Here is a 3,747-nt window from a genome sequence, read left to right on the forward strand (position 1 = left end):
GTTCTTTTTCTGCTTTAGTATTTAAAGATTTAGAACTGCCAGATCCTTAAGGACAGTCCGCTTTTTCCAAAGAAGGGATGGAAAAGGCGCAAAAAGCATAAGGGTTGAGTGTCTATGCCAAGGGGGGTAGTAAGAGTGGTAGTAAGGGTGGCAGACCATCTGGAAGAACATTTAAATCTCAATATGATATTCCTACTAATGATAAAGGATATACCAAGTCTAGTCTTGAATTAGGGAAAAAAGTTCATAAAGAATATATGGTTGATATCGATAATGGTTTCACAAAGAGGAAAGAATATGTGCTTCCTAGTGGTAAAAGAGTTGATTTTATTGATTTTGAAAGCAAGACTGTTTATGAACTAAAGCCTCATAATCCAAATCAAATTAATAAAGGTACTAAACAGTTGGCAGGATATCTTCAAGAGATTGAAACTGTATTTGGTGAAGGATGGTCAACAGTTTTAGATACGTATTAAAAAGGAGTAATTATGAATAATACAGAGTTTAAGAAAAAAACACAGGATATCATAAGTAATTATGGGTTTACTTATTGTAAAAAAAATTATTATTGTGATTCTGACAAAATAATTGCACTTATTAATTTACAGAAATCCAATTACGAAGATAGTTATTATATTAATTTTGGGTTTTGCATAAAGGACATTCATAATGATTTAATATATCCTAAGATAAATGAATGTGATATTACGGGAAGATTTGTTTATGAAGCAAATGGGGGAAAAGAGTATAAATATCCTTTAGACATAATGAGTTCTGAAGAACTAAAAATAAATTTAGAAAAGAATATCAGCACTATTATTATTCCAGTTTTTAATGCAGGCATAAGTAAGTTTTTTGAAATGTTTCCTGAAGCTATTTGTGTTGCAAATCTTAGTCTTAAAAAGTATTTGGGTATTAGTTAATCAATAATAATGCAGTAGTCGTAAATGGCTACTGCATTATTTTGAGTGAGATTGAAAAAATATTTATGTTGTATGTTTAGTAATAAAATGTAATTAAGGAACTAGAATTCTCATACAGAAAATTGCCAGGTAGGTGCACATAAGGGTAACTGAAATCAAAACGCAAGATTTTCTTGACGATCCCTAAACATCCATGTTACAATGGCACTCACCAGGGGGTATAAGGGGGATGAGATATCTCCATAATACCTAGGTGTAAACACAGAATCGAGGATGTTCTATTGGCGACAAGCGCCATGGAACATTCTCGATTTTTCTGTTACAGGGCAATCCCGATAAAATTGTCCCAAAGTATAACAAATTTCTAAACAGCAGAGAAAGTTATGCCATACCACATTTCTCCCAACGGCTCTGCCGGTGGGTGTTTCTCGTATTCCTATGACGCAGCGGGCAACCGGCTCAGCAAAGAGGATTGTGAAGGTGTAACCGAATACCATTACAATCAAAAGAATCAGTTAATTCTTTTAGATAGCCCAAGCGGTAAAAAACAGTTTACTTATAGCTGACAGGGAAGTATACTGACAGAAGAAGGAGCGGAGGGAACCAGGAGGTACGTTTACAACAGCAGGAACCAGCAGATCCGCGTTGAGTGGAAGAGAGAGATTCAAGAGAACCGCTATGATGCAGAAGGCCTGCGGTACGAAACTGAGGAAAATGGGCAGAGGTTCCGCTTTGTTTATCATAATGGGGAACTGCTGTATGAAGGAGGAGATAGAGAAGAAACCAGCTATCATATCGGTGCTGGGATTGAGGGCTTTAAGAGGAATGGGGAGCGCTTTTACTACCATCAGGATGAGCAGTTAAGCAATGCGCTGATTACGGATGAAACGGGAAGAATCCGAAACCATTACCTGTACGACGCCTTTGGAAATGGGACTGCTTTCCAGGAGGAAATCTCGAACCGGCTTTGCTATACGGGCCAGCAGTATGACCAGGCAACAGAGCAGTATTATCTGAGAGCCAGATACTATAACCCGATCCTGGGGAGATTTATGCAGGAGGATGAGTACCTGGGAGATGGTCTAAACCTGTATGCGTACTGTGAGAATAACCCGGTGGTGTATTATGATCCCAGCGGATATAGTTCATATGAGGCTAAGGTTGGCAGTGGGATTGGTGATGAGGGGGGAAGTAAGGGTAGTAATTCTTCTAATAAGATAGATTATAAGAAAGTTTTTTTTGAACAAAATCCAGAATTAGAGGGACAAGTTGTAGTACATCATTCAGTTGAACAACAAGTGCTAACTAGACCACAGACAAAAGGATTATTTACTTACGAAGAAATGCATTCAATAGATAACTTACGAGGAATACCGAAAGAAATTAATCCCGACTTACACTTATCAAAAATTAGAAAAGAATGGAATCGTTTCTACAAAGATTTTCAAAATCCAACAAAACAACAACTTTTAGATAAAGCGGCAGAGATTGATACAAAATTTGGACATTTATTTAATCCACCAGTAAATTAGTAAAGACGAGGAGATAGGCGATGAAATATTATATTATTGAACCAGAAGTCGCAGGAGAAATTGGAGAAAATACAGTATATGACAATTATGATGCGATTGTAAATGAGAAAGAAAATCCTATAATATCACACTTGCATTTTGTATTTGATGGATGGTTAGGAGATGAATTGTTAGAGGTAACACCTTGTTTCTTGGTCTCAGAAAGGTTAAAAAAGGAGATAGAATTGAAAGGTTTTTCGGGATGCAAATTTGAGGATATTGAAATATCTTATAGCGATGAATTTTTGGAATTGTATCCTAATCGTAACATTCCTGTTTTCTATAGACTAATACCGCAGAAGTCGTTATTTATCGAAGATGAAGGATTTTTTAGTCAAGATATGGATGATGTTATGATGTCTCAAAAATCGTATTTAGTTATTTCTGAAAACGTAAAAAAACTTTTGAATAGTATGAAATTTGACGAAAATGCTGCTTATACACTATTAGAGATGAGATAATTATTCATGAGAAAAACGAAATAGATTAGGGGGCTGTTGCAAAATAGATGAGTAATCATCTATGGAGCAACGTCTCCTTTTTGATGAAAATGAAAAAGCAGGCTCCGAAGAACCTGCCATTAAGTTTAGAAGGGCTTGTCCCTGATGATGATTCCGTTTGACTTCTGAGCCATGAGCTTGAGGAACTCGATTATACGTTGCTGTATAAGGCTTACTCTTCTAAGGGAAGAAATCCTGCAGTTGATCCGAAGGCCATGTTCAAGATCCTGACCTACGCTTATTCTCAAAACATTTATTCTTCCAGAAAAATCGAAAAAGCCTGCTTAAGAGCTATTAACTTTATGTGGCTGCTTGCTGGACAAAAAGCACCTGATCACAGTACGATTGCCAGGTTTCGGACAGGTTTCCTTTTAGAGGCATGCGAAGGTCTGTTTTATCAGATGGTGCGTAGACTGAAAGATGTTGGTGAATTATCAACAGAAACGGTATTTATTGACGGTACAAAGCTGGAAGCGTGCGCCAATAAATACACGTTTGTCTGGAAAAAGTCTGTTGGCAAATGGGAAGAAAAAATGTTCCAGAAGATTCAAGAAGCGGTCAATCTTCTGAATCATGAGTACATGCAATCTTTCTCTGTAAAAGCAGACTCAAGAATCCAGGATCTTCAAAAAGTGCTGGAGGATCAGGAGCGGGCGCAGATCAAAGACTGCCTGACAAACGGAAGGGTAATCCCGGACTTCCTTTTGCAGTATGAGGAATCCGACTGGGATTTTCTGATCCGGCTGGCCAGTC

5 protein-coding genes and 1 pseudogene are annotated in these 3,747 nt (G+C 37.4%); all 6 read left to right on the forward strand.

The features are described 5' to 3' along the window. Positions 1–104: 104 nt before the first annotated feature. Positions 105–476: a hypothetical protein gene (locus FYJ39_RS20095; protein ID WP_154474083.1), complete on the forward strand. Its 372-nt coding sequence runs from the start codon at positions 105–107 to the stop codon at positions 474–476. Between the two features lie 12 nt (positions 477–488). After that, positions 489–923, forward strand: coding sequence for a DUF4304 domain-containing protein (locus FYJ39_RS20100; protein ID WP_154474084.1), 435 nt, complete (start codon positions 489–491; stop codon positions 921–923). Between the two features lie 678 nt (positions 924–1,601). Beyond that, positions 1,602–1,787 (forward strand): hypothetical protein, encoded by a 186-nt coding sequence (locus FYJ39_RS21120; RefSeq protein WP_154474086.1) that lies wholly within the window; start codon positions 1,602–1,604, stop codon positions 1,785–1,787. Positions 1,788–1,834: 47 nt separating this feature from the next. Then, a complete protein-coding gene (locus tag FYJ39_RS20735; RefSeq protein ID WP_235919910.1) occupies positions 1,835–2,455 on the forward strand; it encodes an RHS repeat-associated core domain-containing protein in 621 nt (206 codons plus the stop codon). A 20-nt stretch (positions 2,456–2,475) separates the two neighbouring features. Next, positions 2,476–2,955 carry a hypothetical protein gene (locus FYJ39_RS20120; protein WP_154474087.1) on the forward strand — a complete coding sequence of 160 codons (480 nt, stop codon included), beginning with the start codon at positions 2,476–2,478 and terminating at the stop codon, positions 2,953–2,955. A gap of 83 nt (positions 2,956–3,038) precedes the next feature. Continuing rightward, positions 3,039–3,549: pseudogene (locus tag FYJ39_RS20125) on the forward strand (transposase); the annotation flags it as partial. Positions 3,550–3,747: the final 198 nt, after the last annotated feature.

Origin of the sequence: Clostridium porci (assembly GCF_009696375.1) — a bacterium.
Classification (GTDB): domain Bacteria; phylum Bacillota; class Clostridia; order Lachnospirales; family Lachnospiraceae; genus Enterocloster; species Enterocloster porci.